The sequence below is a fragment of the Bacillus sp. B25(2016b) genome (assembly GCF_001679765.1).
Lineage (GTDB): Bacteria > Bacillota > Bacilli > Bacillales > Bacillaceae_G > Bacillus_A > Bacillus_A thuringiensis_K.
Window position 1 is genome coordinate 1,570,311 of sequence record NZ_CP016285.1, and the last position, 17,647, is coordinate 1,587,957.

The window sequence follows — 17,647 nt, forward strand, 5'->3', positions numbered from 1 at the left end:
AATGGAAAGTACAGAAAAGAAAGAAGCGTTAATGCGAATAAAAGCAGCTTCGAAAAATGAATTGTATCGAAAGTTATTTGACCAATATGGTACAGATTATTATTACGTTGTCGATGAAAGTGTAAAACGAAATATACCGTTTTTTTGGAAAAAGGATTATGAAATGTTAGTTGCTTTTCCAGAAGAAAAACAGGAAGAAGTGAATGAAGGTACAGCTCAATTTCATGAACAGTTAATGGATGTTGTGAATGATCCTTCAGAACAAATTGTGAAGGCGAATGGAATTCAATCAGTACTGCACAATTTAGAAAACGTAACGACTTCTATGTCATACGCGGCGATGCAAACAGGAAATAGTGAAGAATGGGCAAGAAAAAAAGAGAAACTATTAAAGCTGTTTGAAAAAGGAATCGTCGTTGTGAAACCGATGAAAGAAACGGAAGTAACGAAAAAGAAAAAAGTTGTGAAACAAGTCGTTCCAGTAAAGAAAGAAGAAGTAGCTCCAAAGAAAGAAAATCAAGAATCTGTACCGTTTATTATTCAAAAAGTAATTCGGATGCTAGAACAAAACGATGTGGAACAATATTTCATTCATGCATATGCTGAAAAGTTAAAAATAAAGTTTGAAAATGCAACGATGATTACGGAAGAAGAAGTTATCAGGTACATATTGGAAGATATGAAATCTCATTTTAATACGGAAAACGTCTTTGAAAAAGAAGTACAAACAATTGCATTAATAGGTCCAACTGGCGTTGGTAAAACGACGACACTGGCGAAAATGGCATGGCAATTTCACGGTAAGAAAAAAACAGTTGGTTTTATAACGACCGATCATTCGCGCATAGGGACAGTGCAGCAATTGCAAGATAACGTAAAGACAATTGGATCTGAAGTAATTGCTGTGCGTGATGAAGCTGCAATGACAAGAGCGCTTACGTATTTTAAAGAAGAAGCACGCGTCGATTATATTTTAATTGATACAGCCGGAAAAAATTACCGTACGTCAGAAACAGTGGAAGAAATGATTGAAACGATGGGACAAGTAGAACCAGATTATATTTGTTTAACGTTATCAGCTTCTATGAAAAGTAAAGATATGATTGAAATCATTACAAACTTTAAAGATATTCATATAGATGGTATTGTGTTTACGAAATTTGATGAAACAGCAAGTAGTGGCGAATTGTTGAAAATTCCAGCAGTATCATCAGCTCCTATTGTATTAATGACAGATGGCCAAGACATAAAGAAAAATATACATATCGCTACAGCTGAACATTTAGCAAAACAAATGTTACAAACATCGTAGAAAAGAGGTGAAGAATAAGGCGCTTGCCTTATTCAAACGAATATGAACGGTCTTTATATAGGTTCTATGGGCATGATGAATTACATGCAGCGCATTAATGTTCATTCGAATAACGTTGCAAATGCTCAAACGACAGGATTTAAAGCAGAAAATATGACGTCTAAAGTATTTGATGTACAAGACACATATCGCCGCGGAGATGGGGCGGTAACAAATATCGGTTCGGTCGATTATGCTGTAGTACCAGCTGCAACGCATGTGAATTTAGTACAAGGAAATATACAAATGACAAATAGCGCTACAGATTTCTTTTTAGATGACGGCGCGGCCGGCACAACATCATTTTTTGTTACTTCTAAAAATGATGAAACGTTTTTAACGAGAGATGGTAGTTTCACATTAAATAGTGATCGATATTTACAAACATCTTCAGGTGCTTTCGTAATAGGAGAGAATAATGAGCGTATTCGTATTCCAGAAGGAGCAAAGGTTGCTGTACAAGCAGACGGTACATTATATGATGAAGTAACACAAAATAATATTGGTCGTTTGCAAACAAAAACAGTAGATGCAGAAACGAATGCACGTCTCGTGCAACGTGAAAACAAAAGCTTTACACTAGCAGAAGGAAACATTGCTAATTTACCGAACGGAACAGGAATAGTAAAAAATCATATGCTAGAAAATTCAAATGTAGATATGACGAAAGAGATGGCAGATCTTATGACAGATCAAAAGATGATTCAAGCATCACAGCGTGTTATGACGTCATTTGATAAAATTTATGAAAAAGAAGCGAATGAAATATTGAGATAGTGGACTCCTAATAAAGGAGTCTTTTATTAATTTTAAATTTCAGAATTATCAATTGACTTTACGGAGCTTCTTTTTTATATTAGTAGGTATAACTATAACTACTAAAGAGGTGAGAGTATGGCAACGGCATTATATTTAGAAGATGCATACAAAACGAGTTGCGAAACAGAAGTGATAAGAGTAGAAGGGAATAAAGTATTTGTAAAAGAAACAGTTTTTTATCCAACTGGTGGAGGACAGGAATGTGATACGGGTGTCATTGTACAAGATGGGTCTGTATTTGAAGTTGAAAAAGTAAAGAAGGAGCAAGGAGAAATAGTTCACTATATAAAAGACGAAGCACAAGTAAAGTTAGGTCCAGTTAAATTAGAGATAAATTGGGAAAGACGTCATAATTTAATGCGTCATCACTCTTTACTGCATCTTATCGGAGCTGTTGTTTATGAAAAGTATGGAGCTCTATGCACCGGAAATCAAATTTATCCTGATAAAGCACGTATCGATTTTAATGAGTTACAAGAGTTGTCGAGCGTGGAAGTAGAAGAAATTGTTGAGGAAGTGAATAAACTTATTAAGCAAAATAAAGAAATTTCCACTCGTTATATGAGCCGCGAAGAAGCAGAAAATGCTGTAGGAATGATTAAAACAGCAATAAATCTCCTGCCAACTACCATCCAAGAAATCCGCATTGTTACAATTGAAAATTTAGACGAACAAGCTTGTGGAGGCACACATGTGAAAAATACGAGTGAAATAGGAACACTTGTTATTGATAAAGTAAAAAGTAAAGGGAAGCAAAATCGTCGTTTTGAAGTAAGGGCGATTTAGATTGTGAGGGGTTACCGATGGATGAAATTATAAAGGAATTACAAAAGTTAGGATTTTCCCAATATGAATGTAAAGCGTATATTGGACTACTAAAACATTCCCCAGTAACAGGCTATGAAGTGAGTAAACAAACAGGAGTACCTCGTTCTATGATTTACGAGGTACTCGGTAAGTTAATGGATAAAGGAGCGGTGCATATTGTACCTTCTGAACCAGTTAAATATGTACCAGTACCAGCTACCGAATTAATGAATCGAATGCGAAAAGACTTTGAAAAGTCCTTTGAGTTTTTAGACCAGAAATTAAATTGTTTAGAACAAGAGAGACAAATAGATGTAATTTCGCATATTCGTTCAAATGATCGTGTTTTGAAAGAAATATGCAATATAATTAGTAGAGCTAAGGAAGAGTTATGGGTTTCTTTATGGGAAGATCAAGTGCATGAAATTGAACCATACATTCATCAAAAGGAAGAGGAAGGCGTACATATATTTTCAATCTTATTTGGAGCTCCAGAAACAAAAATAGGAGCGACATTTCACCATAATTATATGACGCCCCACGTTGTTGAAAAGAGAATGGGTGGTCATTTAACTGTTATTGCTCGTGATGGAGAGGAAGTATTAATTGCGAAATTCTCAAATGATAGCACTTCATGGGCCGTTACAACGTATGACCCAGCGCTAGTTCTCGTTGCTACAGAGTATGTGCGGCACGATATTATGGTTGAAGAAATTACGAAGGAATTTGGAGCTGATAAGTTAGATACGTTATGGCGTGAAAATATAGATCTAGTTCATGTCGTAACAGGAAAACGAACTTTAGAAGGAATGGAGGATGATAAGGATGAGTAAAGCTCAGCCACATGTAGCTTTGCAGAGCGATGATACATTTCAGCAAGGAGTAAAAGATTGTTTACCAACTGTGTTTGGTTACTTGAGCATCGGTATAGCAGCTGGTGTAATTGCAAAAACTGCAGGTTTTTCTATCATTGAAATTGCATTTATGTCCGCTTTAATTTATGCAGGTTCTGCTCAGTTTATATTAGCTGGTATGTATGCAGCCGGTGCTCCTGCTTCCGCAATTATTTTTACTGTATTTTTTGTTAATTTACGCCATTTATTAATGAGTGCTGCCCTCGCACCGTACTTTACGAAACTACCTCTATTAAAAAACGTCATTATCGGTTCTCAAATTACAGATGAAACTTTCGGCGTTGCAGTGCAGCATGCAGCGCAAAAAGGATATTTAGGTGAAAGATGGATGATTGGGCTTAACGTAACAGCGTATTTAAATTGGATACTTGCTACTATTATTGGTGGTCTGTTTGGGGAGTGGATACCAGATCCACATACATACGGGATGGATTATGCATTACCAGCGATGTTTATCGGATTATTTGTACTTCAGCTCATAAGTAGTAAACCGAAGCTAGCAATTCATTTAAGTGTTGCAATTGTAGCGATTATTATCGCATACGTTGCACACCTATTTATGCCAGATAGTATAGCGGTTATTATCGCAACCTTACTAGCTGCGACGATTGGAGTGGTGATTGAAAAATGGAAATGAGATTAGATGTATTATTACTTTTACTAGCAGCAGGAGCTGTTACACTCGTGCCACGTATTTTACCTCTACTCGTATTTAGCAAACTACAAATTCCTGACTGGGGTTTAAAATGGTTAAATTACATACCAATTGCGATATTAGCAGCGCTTTTAGCGCAAGTTTTATTTATGCATGAAACGATGCAGTGGGATTATCTTATTGCAGCAATTCCAACATTTCTTGTAGCGATATATACTCGTAGTTTATTAGGTACAGTATTAACGGGAGTGATTGTGATTATTTTGTTACGTTTCCTTTTCTAAAAAGGATTACACTCATATCATAGCGAAAAGTGTAATAACATGAAAAATATAGGGGTGGTGTTATGATACTTTTAACGATAGGAGCAATTTTGTTAACGTTGTTTATTTTCTTTATTATCGGTTTCGTTACGTTTATGATGTTTGTTGATAAGGCGACACCTCAAATATATTATACACCTTGTGAATCAGTGACAGTGAAAACTAAAGGTAAACATAGAAGGAAGAAAAGTTGAACGTTGGCTTTTCTTCCTTCTTCTATTACATCCCGGAAAGAACTAACAACAATAACCCAAATAAAAAACTAGTCAAGGAAAGAAAACCAATACATATTGAGAATACACGATTATTTCCCCATTCGCGCCAGAAAGTTATAAAACCTAAAATACAAAGGAAAAACCAAATGGGTAGGAATAGGAACTCACTAACTTTCTCGGGGAGTAGCGAATAAAAAGTTGTTACATATAAGATCCAATTAGTAAAAAATAAAATGCAAACGATAATAGATTGTAAGTAGGGGCGGTTGAAAAATCTCCCTTTTTTTACGGTTATAAAAATGATAGTTAGCACTGAGAAAAAGGCAATGAATATGAAAATAAGTAAGAGTAATGTAAATGTCATTTACATCTCCTTTATAAGAGTGTTTTTTACAAGAAATGAATCTATTACATTATATGCTTGTTTTGTAGAGTGCTCGTTATATTTTTCAGTGTACGGATTTAGAAATCCATGTTCACCGTGTAGTTGTTTTATTTCTAATAAAGGGTTATTCTGTTGCTGCAATGTTTGAATGAAAGAGGATACTGAAAAACTAGCTTCTTTTTCAGGGAATATAAGTAGTGTAGCGCATGTAGGCTTTATGTGAACATAGTCGCGTATACGAGAACCGTAACATCCGATAATAAAATTTATTTTCGGATTGTTACTACATAGCCATGAGATGGTAGCTCCAACACTAAAGCCGATAAGTCCAATATGTGTATAACTACTAGAAAGATGAGAAATGAATTCTTCAATTTGCTTTTTTCCATCATCAAATCCAATATGATTTACAAAATGTTCATATGCCTTTTCTTCATCACGATAATGAAATGCATGTTGTAAGTGTAGAAGATTAGGACAGAATACATCTATATGAGATGAAGTAAAGTGCTGGGTAACGTGATGCATATGGTCGTTCACACCATATATTTCATGAACAATAACGAGAGCTAATTTTTCCTTCATAGTTATATTGTGCCTCTTTGAAACTTAAATTCTTTCTCAACAAGGCAAATACGCAGGTGGAAGTTTTCATACCATTGCTCACGACCTCTTTTTTTCGCTTCTTTATGTAAGGTGTTCTTTTTCCAATTTTCAATCGCATCAAGTGATTGCCAATAAGAAATTGTTATTCCGAGTCCAGAATTACCTCTTGCACTTTCTACACCTAAAAATCCAGGTTGTTGCTTTGCAAGTTTCTCCATTTCTTCGGCAACGGTATTATAGTCTGTTGTATCATTTGATAAATTAGAAGTGAATATAACTGCATAATAAGGCTTGTTTTTTTCTAAAGTAGATGCCATTATTTTTCCTCCTTAATGTATAGTACGAATAATTAATCCATAGTTTGTATTTTAGCAGGTCACAAAAAGAAAAGAAGTAGAAAATTCTTATTTTTTCAGCTCATGTAAAATAAAGGGTTGAAGAAATTTATAATAAGTAATCTGAAAGAAGACAAATGCCACTTCAAAAGAGAAGTGGCATTTCTTATATTTCCTCTAAGCTATTAACTGGAACAGTTAATTCGCGTCCTGGGTTTTTTACTTCATATATGCGGGCGGTTTCATTGCTTTCATCGACGTGTTGAATCATAACAGGCATGCCTTGAAAACTAACATTAGCTTGCTCTGCTGACACAGAAAGCTCTTTTGCACGTTGTATATTCATTTATATTCCTCCCATCATTATTATCTTTGCTAAAAAAGAGGAATAATATACCATTTAGAGACATTCTTAAAGTTTTTGTATTATTTGTAATGTTTCTTTAATAAATGAAGAAAAGATGGAATCAGGATAACCATCTATCGTTTGAACTGCTTCTTTTGCTTCTTTCAGAGCAGCTGGTTTATCTTGAAGTTTTATATGACACAGGGCACGATAAGACCCAGCTGTTAATACCCACGATTGATCAAGTGGATGACTCATATAATCTGGTATGGTAGCGTGTTTTAATATTACCAAAGCTTCCTTATAACGTTTTAAGCCATACAAAGATTTTCCTTTTTCAAGATAATATAATCCATCGTCTTGAAAGATTGGTTCATCTTTTAGTTTTTCTCGGAATTGTTCTAGATGTTCTAATGCGATTGTATATTCATTAGTAATTGTGTTGTAGTAGTAAGCTTTTAAAATATCAATAATCGCAATGGATAGAATATCTTCTGTAAAAATGGCAAATTGCTCCGATTTTTTTATGTAATATAAATACTGTTCTTTATCAGCTGTAATGACTTTTTGGTAAGATAAAATGCGATAAAATTCATCTGTTTTATAATACACTTGATGTTTTTTTGAAAATGCAAGTGCATCTAAAATGACTTTTTCACATTTTTCATAATTGCCGTATGCGAGTAAAATAATGGCTTCTTTTAAGTATAATTGTATATGTGTAATGAGATCCATTTCTAAATTCTTTGCTTTATATTCATCACGAATTGTAGCAATCATCTGTAAACATTCTTTATATTTTTTACGTTTGAAGAGCATATAGTAAAACAGTAGTTTCGTTTCAGTACTTTCTCGATATAAAGTATATTTTTCAAATATAGAAACAGCAGTTTCAACGTAATATTCAATATGATAATCGTTCATAATGGCCGCTCCAGTTATGAACTGTTTATATAAACGTGCTGTGTTTAAAGTAAGGGGTAGTTCTTTTTGAACGATAGGTAGTAAAGTCTTGTATACTTCATCGCATTTATTTGATTTTATTAATGGCTCCATTTTTTGAATGAGTTCCACAATTTCATCTTCATCTTCTTCTAATAAAAAGCTCGTTTCACATTCAAGTTTTTCCGCAATATATTGTAATGTTTTCATAGAAGGTGTAGCTTTTCCATTTTCAATTTGACTAAGCATACTTTTTGTCAGTTCCGAACCTGCCAGTGCTGTTTGTGTAAGCTTTTTTTCTTTTCGTAATGCTTTAATTTTTTCACCGAGAGTTGCCATATTGTTGCTCCTTTATATTTAAAAAGTTTAATTGTATTTAACTTTTTGTTGTGAAAATTGGAAAGTTGATTATATAATAAGTTTAACACAATTTAACTTTTAAGGGGAGAGAGTCAAAAATGGAAGATATAAGTATAGAACAACATGATTCAAGAATGAAGATTGCAACGAGAAATATCATTTTAATGATGATTGGAAAAATGACGTCTTTATTAGGCGCAGGTATTTATACGTTCGCAATGGGGTTATATGTATTAAAGACTACTGGTTCAGGGATGGGGTTTGCAACTACGCTCGTTTGCGGATCACTTCCAAGGATGATCTGTGGCCCAATTGCTGGTGCTGTAGCAGACCGTGTGAACCGAAAATGGCTTGTCATTGGTACTGATTTATTAAGTAGTTTAACGATGCTTAGTATGTTTATTCTTGCTACTATATTTGGACCATCACTTCTTTTTATTTATATTTCAGCAGCATTATTATCAATTTGTGCAAGTTTTTATTCCGTTGCATTAACTTCGTCTATTCCGAGTTTAGTAGATGAAGGACGTATTCAAAAGGCGAGTGCTTTAAATCAAACGGCGGCTTCTTTATCAAATATTTTAGGGCCGATTATTGGCGGAGTTGTATATGGTTTCTTTTCAATTAAATCGTTTTTCCTATTAAATAGTATTACGTTCTGTTTAGCGGTTATTTTGCAATTATTTATCGTATTTGATTTATATAAAAAAGAAGTGGCTGAGAGTACAGAGCATTTCTTGACGAGTATAAAAGAAGGTTTTTTATATGTAAAAAGACAACGTGAAATATATGGTTTAATAAAAATAGCATTGTGGGTAAACTTTTTTGCGTGTGGTCTAACAGTTGCACTTCCATATATTATCGTCCATACATTGCATTTATCTTCAAAGCAACTCGGTACTGTAGAGGGAATGTTAGCAGTCGGGATGCTAATGGGAGCGATTGCTTTATCAGTGCGTAAAGAAGTGAATAATCCGTTTCGTTCTATTTATACTGGACTGTTTTTGTTTGCAGGTTTAAGTCTATGTACAGTCTTTCCGTTGTTAGTTATCATTCCAAAAGTAGCAAGTTTTATTTACTATATTGCTTTTATGATGTTAACTGGTATAGCAATTATGATTGTAAACATTCCAATGCAAGTACATATGCAAAAAACGACAGATCCGAGCTACCTAGGGCGTGTGTTTGGCCTACTTGAAACAATTGCGACTGCAATCGCACCACTTGGTATGATTGTATATGGACTACTATTAGATATGTTGCCAACTAGCATTGTTATGATGACAATAGGTGGAGGTTTATTGTTAGTTGTATTAGTTGGAGTAAAGCAACATATGGCGAAAAAACAACTAGATGTGTCCGCTTAAAAATAAGAAAATAATAAAAATTTGACTTATCATTATAAAAATGACTAAATTAGTATTTTAGTTTTTGAAACTCTTTTTCATGTATGTTAAAGTAAAGTGAGCTTGCAAAGAAAAGGAGACAACAGCATGAAAAAATTAAGTTTTGTTATGCTTTTTCTGTTAGTCGTGATGGCTGGATGTAGCAATTATGACACATATATTGAAACAGGTATGCAATCATTGAAAGATGAAAAATATAGTGATGCAGCAATGTGGTTTGAAAAAGCAGAAAAAGAGAAGTCCGGGAATGAAGCGAAATCATATAAAGAAATGGCCGAGAAAATGGATCACGGAGCAACAGCATTAAAAGACGGTAAGTATTTAGAAGCGAAAGACATTGCAAATGAAGTGTTACAAATGAAAAAAGACGATGCACTTGAAAAAGCTGTAACATCAAATGCAGAGAATATGCTTCAAAAAGCAAAAGATGTGGAAGAGAAAGTAAATGAAAGAGTGGCAAAGCGTAGAAAGGTAGAAGAAGAAGGAATCGATAAAATTATTAAAGCTGTCGATAGTATAGATGAAGTGAAAGAAAAAGAGAAGAAAGTATCAGAAGCATTAGATAAGGCTGAAGAGGCGCAAGCAAAAATTGAGGCAAAGAAAAATAAATAGATTTATAGTTTAAAAGGCTGTCGTGCATAACGACAGCCTTTTAATTTTTTGTTGCAAATGAAGTGATGCTCTGTAGTAAAAAAGAAATGATTTTAGAATTCCATCTGTCCTCATGATGAATCGTATAAATATTACGCTGAAATTCAAATTCAGGGATTGGTATATAGCATAGCTCATTTCGTTGTATTTCTTGTTCGATAGCAAGTTTAGAAATCAAGGCAATTCCATTACCATATTTTAAAATTTGTTTCATCGTTTCTAATGAATCTAATTCAATTTCTGATTGGAATGTAATGTTGTGCGCTAACGTCCATTGTGTAAGTAAATCTCTCGTTGTAGATGGGTTACGATGCAATAGTATGCGTTCCTTTTCTATATTTTGTAACGATACATTGTCTTTTTTTGAAAAATGATGTTCTTTGGAAAAGGCAAGAACAAGTGTATCGGGCATTATATTCGTTTGTTTTAAAAGTGGTTCATCAAATGGAGCAGCGGAAATTATCCCAAGATCGATTTCGTGATTTTGTAGCATCATTCGAATTTCAGGGGCTGTTTTAACTAGTAGCGTTATTTTTATATTGGGAAATTCACATTGAAATTGATGAACGACTTCTGGCAAAAGATAAGTCGCTGGTACATAACTAGCGCCGATTGTTATAGCACCTTTATGAAAATCTTTAAACTCTTGCGTGACACGTCTAGCTTCTTTCATAAGTGCATCTATTTTACAAGCATAATGGTGCAAAGCCTCACCAGCCTCTGTTAAGAAATACCTTCCAGAACGTAATTCGAATAAAGACACACCGAGTTCTTCTTCTAAGCTTTTTATATGAAATGTAATAGTTGGTTGTTTAACGCCAAGTTTTTCTGCAACGATTGTAAGCTTTTTGTATTTCTTAATAAGTACTACAATTTCTAATTTTAAGAGATTCATTATGAATTGCCGCCTTTTTATTTTAACTATAGAAAAAATCTATAGAAATAAATAGTTTATTAGAAGTTTTTTAATTTAATCTTTACAGTCCATTAACATTCAGTATAAATCTTCCATATAGAATGAAAGCAGGTTAAGAATGAGGGGAGAGAGGTGAAACGATGGATATTATAATTAGTGGATTAGAAAAAACATTTGGAAAAACACAAGCGTTAAAGCCATTGCAGATTGTAATGAAACAAGGGGAATTCACTACACTTTTAGGACCTTCAGGATGTGGGAAAACGACTTTACTTAGAATGATAGCAGGACTTGAAGACCCAGATAAGGGAGAAATATATTTTGGAGAGCAGTGCATGTATTCTGCTACAAAAAAGATAAAGACATCTCCTCATGAACGGAATATCGGTATGGTATTTCAAGATTTTGCTTTATGGCCGCACATGACTGTTTTTGAAAATGTTGCATTTGGTTTAAGGGCTACAAAACAAACGAATCATTTACGAGAAAAAGTAGAGGATGCGATAAAGCGAGTTCGCCTGCAAGGTATGGAGAAAAGGTATCCACATGAACTTTCTGGTGGACAGCAACAACGTGTCGCATTCGCTAGAGCAATTGTAACAAAACCTCATTTTATTTTGTTTGATGAACCGCTAAGTGCACTCGATGCAATTTTGCGAGAAGAAATGAGAATAGAGCTTATGGATATCGTTCATTCCATTGGTTTAACTGCACTGTATGTCACTCACGATCAAACAGAAGCAATGTCAATGTCAGACCAAATTATTGTCATGAAACAAGGAGAAGTATTACAAAAAGGAACACCGGAAGATATTTATGTGAAACCGTCTCATGAATTTGTTGCCAAATTTGTTGGTAAGGCGAATTGGCTTGTAGAGGGTGAAAAAATGATTCGTCCAGAGCATGTGAGTTGGACAAAAAATGATGTGTGCGAAATGTATACAGGTGAAATTCAGCACGTTATATATGTAGGAGAACGTTATGAAGTGAAAGTAAATATGGGGACTTTAGGCATCTGGACAGCCTATCACAATAGTAAGCTAAGCATCGGGAAACCAGTATCTTTATATGTGCCAAAAAAATGTATTCATCATATAGGGGGAGAATCGTATGAAGAAATTCAGTTCGCTTAAGTCTTTATTTGTATGTACTTTACTATTTTCTACTGTAGTAACAGGTTGTAGTTCAAAGACAGGTAATGCAGATGCAAAAAGTGAAAATACGAATGAAAAGAAAATTGTTGTATATAGTGCAGGGCCAAAAGGATTAGCAGAAAAAATTCAAAAAGACTTTGAAAAGAAAACTGGTATAAAGGTGGAAATGTTTCAAGGGACAACTGGTAAAATTTTAGCGAGAATGGAAGCTGAAAAGAAAAATCCAGTCGTTGACGTTGTCGTACTCGCTTCCTTACCAGCGATGGAAGGATTAAAGAAAGAAGGTCAAACGTTAGCTTATAAAGAGGCGAAACAAGCTGATAAGCTGCGTTCTGAATGGTCAGATGATAAAGGACATTATTTCGGGTATAGTGCTTCAGCATTAGGGATTGTGTACAATACAAAAAATGTGAAGACAGCGCCTGAAGATTGGAGCGATATAACGAAAGGAGAATGGAAAGGGAAAGTGAATCTTCCAGATCCAGCACTTTCAGGTTCAGCTTTAGACTTTGTAACAGGATACGTGAAAAAGAATGGACAAGATGGATGGAATTTATTTGAGCAGCTTAAGAAAAATGAAGTTACAGTAGCAGGAGCAAACCAGGAAGCGTTAGACCCAGTTGTAACAGGTGCGAAAGATATGGTCATTGCGGGTGTTGATTATATGACGTATAGCGCAAAAGCAAAGGGTGAACCTGTTGATATCGTATATCCAAAAAGCGGAACAGTTATTAGCCCACGTGCAGCGGGGATTATGAAGGATAGTAAAAATGTTGAAGGTGCAAAAGAGTTTATTGATTATTTGTTATCCGATGATGTACAAAAACAAGTTTCTAAAGCGTATTTATTGCCGGGTAGAACAGATATAAAAGCTGAAAATAGACCAAATGTAGAAGAGATTCCAGTATTAAATATTGATTGGAAAACAGTTGAGAAAGAGCAAGATGAAATAGGAAAACAATTTAAGAAAGTATTTCAATAAGATGGTGATTCCATGGTAAATCGATTCGTATCAGTAAGACAATTTGGAATGACGGTAGCGTTATTACTTGTGGCGATGTTAATCGTCATTCCACTTTTTCTTATTTTATTTTCTAGTGTATATGAAAATAGCAGTTGGAATTTTTTAAAGCCTTTTGAAGTGATGCAGAGTGGTGGATTAGCTGGAATTTTTCTAAATTCGATGCTTCTAGGTGTACTCGTTGTAATAGGAGCTACAATATTTGCATTTCCATTGGCATTTATTATGAGCAAAACAGATGTAGGAAAGTATAGTAAGTTAGATATTGTTTTTATGATTCCATTTATGACACCGCCGTATATTGGATCGATGGGCTGGATTTTGTTCATGCAACCTAACGGCTATTTTGAACAATTTTTCCCGATGCTAAAGACAGTTTCATCATCGTTTTTTAGTTTAGGAGGTATGGTATTAATTATGAGTCTGCATTTATTCCCATTCCTTTATTTCATGCTGAAAAACACGTTACTTCAGATTGGGAGTAGTAAAGAAGATGCTGCAGCAGTTCATGGCGGAAGTTTTTTCTATCGCTTAAGAAAAATAATATTGCCGTTATTAGTATCAAGTTATGTAATGGGTGCTTTACTCATTTTCGTAAAGACGATTGCTGAATTTGGAACACCGGCTACATTCGGACGTAGAATAGGATTCCACGTGTTAACATCAGAAATCCATAAATTTATTTCGAGTTGGCCTATTGATTTTAGTAGTGCAACAGCATTATCTTCTTTATTACTTAGTGCTTGTATGCTCATTTGGTATATGCAAAATGTATTGAATCGAAAGTATTCATATGCAATGGTTAGTGGAAAAGGTGTGAAATCTAAAAGATATACTTTGTCTATATTTACACGTGTTGTAGCATGGATGTATGTAATTGGCTTATTAATCGTATCAATTGGAATTCCATACTTTTCTATACTTATTGCATCTTTGTCAAAATTAAGAGGCGACGGTTTACATGTAAATAACTTTACAACAAGCCATTATGAGGCATTGTTTACAATGGGATCTCCGGGATTAGAGGCTTTATGGAATAGTTTTCTTTTTTCACTCGTAACAGCGATTATTGCGGTAATGATTGGAGTCTTTTTGACACTTATGATTCGAAAGGGGAAAAAAAACTCTGAAAAATGGCTTGATATGTGCGGTATGTTACCGAATATGGTACCAGGAATCGTTATGGTTGTAGGTCTTATTCTATTTTGGAATTCACCATATATGCCTATGTCAATTTACAATACACCAATCATGGTTATCGTAACGTATGTTGTTCTGTTTTTACCTTACACGGTGCAATATGTAAAATCATCACTCGGACAAATTGATGATTCTCTCATGCAGGCAGGAAGTGTTTTTTCTGGAAATTATATTTATATTTTTAGAAAAATAATATTGCCTCTTATTATCCCAGGCATTCTTGCTGGATGGGCGATGACATTTACAATTTCAATAAGAGAGTTAGTAGCATCGCTTCTCGTATTACCTCCATCAGTAGAAACGTCAGCAACGTTTATTTTTGCTCAATTTGAACAGGGTGAAGTATCTATAGGCATGGCGATGGCCGTTGTTTCTGTTGGACTTACAACAATGTGCTTATTACTGCTGCAACATATGGAGCAAAAGCGAAAAGGGGTAGCATGATGAGGGTAGAAGTATGGGGAGGAGCAGGAGAGTACGGTCGCTCCTGCTATTTTGTAAAAAATAAAGAGACGAAAATAGTATTTGATTGTGGTATTAATCGATCTTATGAGGATAGTTATCCAAAAATAGAGAGAGAAGCTGTTCCATTTTTAGATGCGGTATTTTTATCACATATTCATGAAGATCATACGATGGGTGTACCTTTATTAGCGAAGTATGGTTATAAGAAAAAAATTTGGACGACTCGTTATACGAAGGAGCAACTGCCGTTATATTATGAAAAATGGAGAAACTATAATGTGATGCAAGGGTGGAATTTACCTTATAGCGACCAAAATATAAAAGATTTAAATTATGTATGTATTGATGAGATTAGCAATCCAAATGAATGGGTACAAATTACTCCTACATTGCGGTTTCAATGGGGATATAGTGGGCATGTATTGGGAGCTGTTTGGTTTTTAGTTGATATGTGTAATACATACGTGTTTTATTCAGGCGACTATTCAGCAGAGTCTAATATACTACGAGCTAATTTACCTGAGAGATTGGGCCACAATATAAAAGTTGCAATTGTAGATGCCGCTTATCACACAGAGGATGTTTCGCAAAATGAAAGATTAGACGATCTATGTGCAGAAATTGAACGAGTTATGCAAAATAAAGGAATAGCATTATTACCGCTGCCACAACTTGGTAGGGCGCAAGATATAGTATTGTATTTATATGAACGATATAAAGAATTTCCGCTTATAGTAGATAAAGAAATTTTGGCTGGATTTGAAGAGATGTTCGTATATAAAGATTGGATAAAAAATAATGAAGAACTTAAATGGATTATGGAGAGTTTAAAAAGAAACATAATAGTGATGGATAATGACATTAGTATGCAAAATAGTTACGGAATAGTTGTAATGAGTGATGCGAATATGCAAACGAAACGAGCACAGTTATACTATGAACAGCTTCGGAATGAAAAGCGGAATGCCGTTATTTTTACTGGGCATATTGCGAAAGGGAGTTTTGCAGAAAAAGTTATGAAAGAGCATGTAAGGAATACATGTAGGGTGAATCGAGTTTCGTATAAAGTTCACCAAAGTATAAGAGACGTTAAAAAGATGTTAAATACATTATTACCAGAACATACGGTGCTAGTGCACGCTTTGAAAGAGGATACGGATCGATTACAACAGAAGCTAAGTACAGCAGGATATGAAAATGTATATTCACTTGCAATGGAACGTATAGAAGTCATTTAAAATGCAAAGGGGATAGGTATATGAAAAAAGTATTTGTATTCGTAAGCATTTTCTTTTGTTGTTTCCTTTATAACGTTAAGGAAGGGTTTGCTGCTAGTCCAATGAAACCTAGTTTTGAAGTAAAGTTATTATTGAAGCCAGAACAAGTATTAGGTGATAACAAAGAGATGAAGCAAGAGGTGCTAGAACATTTCCAAGCTGGTACAAAATATGAAAGAATACAAGTGCAATTTTTAGATACTGCAAATAAAAGTTTAAGTGAGGAAGGTTGGTTCGCTAGAATTCGAAAGAAAGAATTTAGTAAAGATTTTGAACTAACATATAAAAAAAGATATCCTATTCCAAATGGTGTAATTCAAGATGCACTAGAAGTAGCTAAAAAAGAAGGATTCGATAGTAATACGGATAGTTATGAGGCGGAAATAGATTGGGGATTTGAGAAGAAAACATTAAGCATTTCAAATAAGAAAAGTTACAGTGCTAAAGGATATGGAATACTTGATTTACCAAATAAACAAGCTGCTCAAAACATGTTAATAGAAAAATTACCAGGGAAAATGAACAAATGGTTGTATACAAATTGGGGAGAAGAGATGTTAAAGAATTCCCGTATTTACGGTCCTGTATTAATGAAGCGATATACAGGAGAGTTTGAAAACATAAAAGCAAATATTGAAATTTGGCCATTAAGTAATACTGAGAAATTAGAAGATGACTTCGTAATAGAAGTGTCATTTAAAACAAATGAAGAAAGTATTGCGACAAAACAAAGGGAATTATTAATGGCGAGTTTAGAGAAAAAAGGCTGGTTGTTACCGAAAGATAGTTTGAAGACAGAGCTTATTTTTCAGTAAATGAGAAAAAAGGAATCCATATTTCGTGGATTCCTTTTTCTAATATATGAGTATTAAGCTAAGTCAGCTGACACGAACATATCACTATTTTGAAGGTTTTTAGAGCGTAAACTATAAGCAACTACCTTCTTTTTATATTGTTTTACAACATCAACATGCTCTTCATGACTATAAATATAAAATGTGAAATCTTTTTTACCACGTTTTGCATTGATAATTAAAGGAGTACCCTCATTGTGTGGCGGTGCATAATAGCGATCTAAAAATAAACCTTCGTTAAAATCATGAATAATTTTTGATTTCTTTTCGCCTACTAAGTTATTTCCGTTCATTGTAACAGTCACATTCTCTTCTTCCAGTTGTGGATGTGTTTCAAAGCGACTAATAATGGATTCAATAACAGAGTTAGGAAGGCTAGAAACGATAATTTTAAATGCTCCAAATACAACTAACATTACAATAAACCAAGTCGTCATAGTATATCATCCCCTTTATTCTATTTAATAATATAACTCATATGGTAATAGTACATATGGTGAAGTTTTGTATAATTTGTGAAAAATATGCCATTTTTACGAACGAAATATTAGAAAAATCAATTTTGTTACAAAAAGTTGAAATTGAAGTATTTTAAAAGAAAAAGGTTTATAATAAAAATATAACTAATAACCACATTACTAATTA

The 17,647-nt window shown here is 34.2% G+C and carries 22 protein-coding genes; 15 read left to right on the top strand and 7 right to left on the bottom strand.

Features of this window, described 5'->3' with window-relative positions; all coding sequences use genetic code 11:
* Position 1 precedes the first annotated feature (1 nt).
* From flhF to BAQ53_RS08160, 7 genes are all read left to right on the top strand, one after another.
* Positions 2-1,312, top strand: coding sequence for a flagellar biosynthesis GTPase FlhF (gene flhF, locus BAQ53_RS08130; RefSeq protein ID WP_000446169.1), 1,311 nt, complete (start codon positions 2-4; stop codon positions 1,310-1,312).
* Between the two features lie 42 nt (positions 1,313-1,354).
* Positions 1,355-2,128 carry a flagellar basal-body rod protein FlgG gene (locus BAQ53_RS08135; protein WP_001013930.1) on the top strand — a complete coding sequence of 258 codons (774 nt, stop codon included), beginning with the start codon at positions 1,355-1,357 and terminating at the stop codon, positions 2,126-2,128.
* Positions 2,129-2,245: 117 nt separating this feature from the next.
* Positions 2,246-2,956, top strand: a complete 711-nt coding sequence (locus BAQ53_RS08140) for an alanyl-tRNA editing protein (protein WP_202822497.1) — start codon at positions 2,246-2,248, stop codon at positions 2,954-2,956.
* Positions 2,957-2,973: 17 nt separating this feature from the next.
* Positions 2,974-3,810, top strand: a complete 837-nt coding sequence (locus tag BAQ53_RS08145; RefSeq protein ID WP_061883970.1) for a TrmB family transcriptional regulator — start codon at positions 2,974-2,976, stop codon at positions 3,808-3,810.
* The gene (locus BAQ53_RS08150) at positions 3,803-4,528 is read left to right on the top strand and encodes an AzlC family ABC transporter permease (RefSeq protein WP_208906688.1); all 726 of its coding nucleotides are present in this window, start codon (positions 3,803-3,805) and stop codon (positions 4,526-4,528) included. The genes BAQ53_RS08145 and BAQ53_RS08150 overlap by 8 nt, the downstream gene beginning before the upstream one ends.
* A complete protein-coding gene (locus BAQ53_RS08155) occupies positions 4,519-4,830 on the top strand; it encodes an AzlD domain-containing protein (RefSeq protein WP_000425943.1) in 312 nt (103 codons plus the stop codon). The genes BAQ53_RS08150 and BAQ53_RS08155 overlap by 10 nt, the downstream gene beginning before the upstream one ends.
* Before the next feature lie 62 nt (positions 4,831-4,892).
* Entirely contained in the window at positions 4,893-5,063 is a 171-nt protein-coding gene (locus BAQ53_RS08160) for a DUF3951 domain-containing protein (protein ID WP_000602244.1), read from the top strand.
* A gap of 25 nt (positions 5,064-5,088) precedes the next feature.
* On the opposite strand, the gene BAQ53_RS26190 is transcribed toward BAQ53_RS08160, so the two are convergent.
* From BAQ53_RS26190 to BAQ53_RS08180, 5 genes are all read right to left on the bottom strand, one after another.
* Positions 5,089-5,448 (bottom strand): hypothetical protein, encoded by a 360-nt coding sequence (locus BAQ53_RS26190; RefSeq protein WP_002163917.1) that lies wholly within the window; start codon positions 5,446-5,448, stop codon positions 5,089-5,091.
* Positions 5,449-6,054: a dienelactone hydrolase family protein gene (locus BAQ53_RS08165; RefSeq protein ID WP_208906689.1), complete on the bottom strand. Its 606-nt coding sequence runs from the start codon at positions 6,052-6,054 to the stop codon at positions 5,449-5,451.
* Between the two features lie 2 nt (positions 6,055-6,056).
* Positions 6,057-6,392 (bottom strand): antibiotic biosynthesis monooxygenase family protein, encoded by a 336-nt coding sequence (locus tag BAQ53_RS08170; RefSeq protein ID WP_208906690.1) that lies wholly within the window; start codon positions 6,390-6,392, stop codon positions 6,057-6,059.
* Positions 6,393-6,576: 184 nt separating this feature from the next.
* The gene (locus BAQ53_RS08175) at positions 6,577-6,756 is read right to left on the bottom strand and encodes an H-type small acid-soluble spore protein (RefSeq protein WP_001025740.1); all 180 of its coding nucleotides are present in this window, start codon (positions 6,754-6,756) and stop codon (positions 6,577-6,579) included.
* Between the two features lie 66 nt (positions 6,757-6,822).
* On the bottom strand, positions 6,823-8,037 hold the full coding sequence (locus BAQ53_RS08180) for a helix-turn-helix domain-containing protein (RefSeq protein WP_208906691.1): 1,215 nt from the start codon (positions 8,035-8,037) through the stop codon (positions 6,823-6,825).
* A 119-nt stretch (positions 8,038-8,156) separates the two neighbouring features.
* On the opposite strand from BAQ53_RS08180, the gene BAQ53_RS08185 reads away from it, so the two are divergent.
* Together BAQ53_RS08185 and BAQ53_RS08190 are read left to right on the top strand one after the other, a co-directional pair.
* Entirely contained in the window at positions 8,157-9,425 is a 1,269-nt protein-coding gene (locus BAQ53_RS08185; RefSeq protein ID WP_208906692.1) for an MFS transporter, read from the top strand.
* A 126-nt stretch (positions 9,426-9,551) separates the two neighbouring features.
* The gene (locus BAQ53_RS08190) at positions 9,552-10,076 is read left to right on the top strand and encodes a COG3014 family protein (RefSeq protein WP_000736424.1); all 525 of its coding nucleotides are present in this window, start codon (positions 9,552-9,554) and stop codon (positions 10,074-10,076) included.
* Between the two features lie 40 nt (positions 10,077-10,116).
* Here BAQ53_RS08190 and BAQ53_RS08195 read toward each other — a convergent pair whose 3' ends face one another.
* Positions 10,117-11,010, bottom strand: a complete 894-nt coding sequence (locus tag BAQ53_RS08195) for a LysR family transcriptional regulator (RefSeq protein ID WP_001050613.1) — start codon at positions 11,008-11,010, stop codon at positions 10,117-10,119.
* Positions 11,011-11,171: 161 nt separating this feature from the next.
* Between BAQ53_RS08195 and BAQ53_RS08200 the strand changes: the two genes are divergently transcribed.
* From BAQ53_RS08200 to BAQ53_RS08220, 5 genes are read left to right on the top strand one after another with little or no spacing between them, the layout of a single operon-like run.
* Positions 11,172-12,164, top strand: coding sequence for an ABC transporter ATP-binding protein (locus BAQ53_RS08200; RefSeq protein ID WP_000351365.1), 993 nt, complete (start codon positions 11,172-11,174; stop codon positions 12,162-12,164).
* On the top strand, positions 12,142-13,167 hold the full coding sequence (locus BAQ53_RS08205; RefSeq protein WP_000714713.1) for an ABC transporter substrate-binding protein: 1,026 nt from the start codon (positions 12,142-12,144) through the stop codon (positions 13,165-13,167). The genes BAQ53_RS08200 and BAQ53_RS08205 overlap by 23 nt, the downstream gene beginning before the upstream one ends.
* A gap of 12 nt (positions 13,168-13,179) precedes the next feature.
* Positions 13,180-14,850, top strand: a complete 1,671-nt coding sequence (locus BAQ53_RS08210; protein ID WP_208906693.1) for an ABC transporter permease — start codon at positions 13,180-13,182, stop codon at positions 14,848-14,850.
* Complete coding sequence (locus tag BAQ53_RS08215) at positions 14,847-16,109, top strand: MBL fold metallo-hydrolase (protein ID WP_002181700.1); 1,263 nt, start codon at positions 14,847-14,849, stop codon at positions 16,107-16,109. Before BAQ53_RS08210 ends, BAQ53_RS08215 begins: the two co-directional genes overlap by 4 nt.
* 20 nt (positions 16,110-16,129) lie before the next feature.
* Positions 16,130-16,963 carry a hypothetical protein gene (locus tag BAQ53_RS08220; protein WP_208906694.1) on the top strand — a complete coding sequence of 278 codons (834 nt, stop codon included), beginning with the start codon at positions 16,130-16,132 and terminating at the stop codon, positions 16,961-16,963.
* Between the two features lie 53 nt (positions 16,964-17,016).
* On the opposite strand, the gene BAQ53_RS08225 is transcribed toward BAQ53_RS08220, so the two are convergent.
* The gene (locus tag BAQ53_RS08225; RefSeq protein WP_000214579.1) at positions 17,017-17,439 is read right to left on the bottom strand and encodes a YfmQ family protein; all 423 of its coding nucleotides are present in this window, start codon (positions 17,437-17,439) and stop codon (positions 17,017-17,019) included.
* 41 nt (positions 17,440-17,480) lie between these two features.
* On the opposite strand from BAQ53_RS08225, the gene BAQ53_RS08230 reads away from it, so the two are divergent.
* On the top strand, positions 17,481-17,597 hold the full coding sequence (locus BAQ53_RS08230) for a hypothetical protein (protein ID WP_002011946.1): 117 nt from the start codon (positions 17,481-17,483) through the stop codon (positions 17,595-17,597).
* Positions 17,598-17,647 lie beyond the last annotated feature (50 nt).

Coding starts and splice junctions, on each gene's coding strand:
- flhF (WP_000446169.1), top strand. CDS start 2: ATGGAAAGTACAGAAAAGAAAGAAGCGTTAATGCGAATAAAAGCAGCT.
- BAQ53_RS08135 (WP_001013930.1), top strand. CDS start 1,355: ATGAACGGTCTTTATATAGGTTCTATGGGCATGATGAATTACATGCAG.
- BAQ53_RS08140 (WP_202822497.1), top strand. CDS start 2,246: ATGGCAACGGCATTATATTTAGAAGATGCATACAAAACGAGTTGCGAA.
- BAQ53_RS08145 (WP_061883970.1), top strand. CDS start 2,974: ATGGATGAAATTATAAAGGAATTACAAAAGTTAGGATTTTCCCAATAT.
- BAQ53_RS08150 (WP_208906688.1), top strand. CDS start 3,803: ATGAGTAAAGCTCAGCCACATGTAGCTTTGCAGAGCGATGATACATTT.
- BAQ53_RS08155 (WP_000425943.1), top strand. CDS start 4,519: ATGGAAATGAGATTAGATGTATTATTACTTTTACTAGCAGCAGGAGCT.
- BAQ53_RS08160 (WP_000602244.1), top strand. CDS start 4,893: ATGATACTTTTAACGATAGGAGCAATTTTGTTAACGTTGTTTATTTTC.
- BAQ53_RS26190 (WP_002163917.1), bottom strand. CDS start 5,448: ATGACATTTACATTACTCTTACTTATTTTCATATTCATTGCCTTTTTC.
- BAQ53_RS08165 (WP_208906689.1), bottom strand. CDS start 6,054: ATGAAGGAAAAATTAGCTCTCGTTATTGTTCATGAAATATATGGTGTG.
- BAQ53_RS08170 (WP_208906690.1), bottom strand. CDS start 6,392: ATGGCATCTACTTTAGAAAAAAACAAGCCTTATTATGCAGTTATATTC.
- BAQ53_RS08175 (WP_001025740.1), bottom strand. CDS start 6,756: ATGAATATACAACGTGCAAAAGAGCTTTCTGTGTCAGCAGAGCAAGCT.
- BAQ53_RS08180 (WP_208906691.1), bottom strand. CDS start 8,037: ATGGCAACTCTCGGTGAAAAAATTAAAGCATTACGAAAAGAAAAAAAG.
- BAQ53_RS08185 (WP_208906692.1), top strand. CDS start 8,157: ATGGAAGATATAAGTATAGAACAACATGATTCAAGAATGAAGATTGCA.
- BAQ53_RS08190 (WP_000736424.1), top strand. CDS start 9,552: ATGAAAAAATTAAGTTTTGTTATGCTTTTTCTGTTAGTCGTGATGGCT.
- BAQ53_RS08195 (WP_001050613.1), bottom strand. CDS start 11,010: ATGAATCTCTTAAAATTAGAAATTGTAGTACTTATTAAGAAATACAAA.
- BAQ53_RS08200 (WP_000351365.1), top strand. CDS start 11,172: ATGGATATTATAATTAGTGGATTAGAAAAAACATTTGGAAAAACACAA.
- BAQ53_RS08205 (WP_000714713.1), top strand. CDS start 12,142: ATGAAGAAATTCAGTTCGCTTAAGTCTTTATTTGTATGTACTTTACTA.
- BAQ53_RS08210 (WP_208906693.1), top strand. CDS start 13,180: ATGGTAAATCGATTCGTATCAGTAAGACAATTTGGAATGACGGTAGCG.
- BAQ53_RS08215 (WP_002181700.1), top strand. CDS start 14,847: ATGATGAGGGTAGAAGTATGGGGAGGAGCAGGAGAGTACGGTCGCTCC.
- BAQ53_RS08220 (WP_208906694.1), top strand. CDS start 16,130: ATGAAAAAAGTATTTGTATTCGTAAGCATTTTCTTTTGTTGTTTCCTT.
- BAQ53_RS08225 (WP_000214579.1), bottom strand. CDS start 17,439: ATGACGACTTGGTTTATTGTAATGTTAGTTGTATTTGGAGCATTTAAA.
- BAQ53_RS08230 (WP_002011946.1), top strand. CDS start 17,481: ATGGTAATAGTACATATGGTGAAGTTTTGTATAATTTGTGAAAAATAT.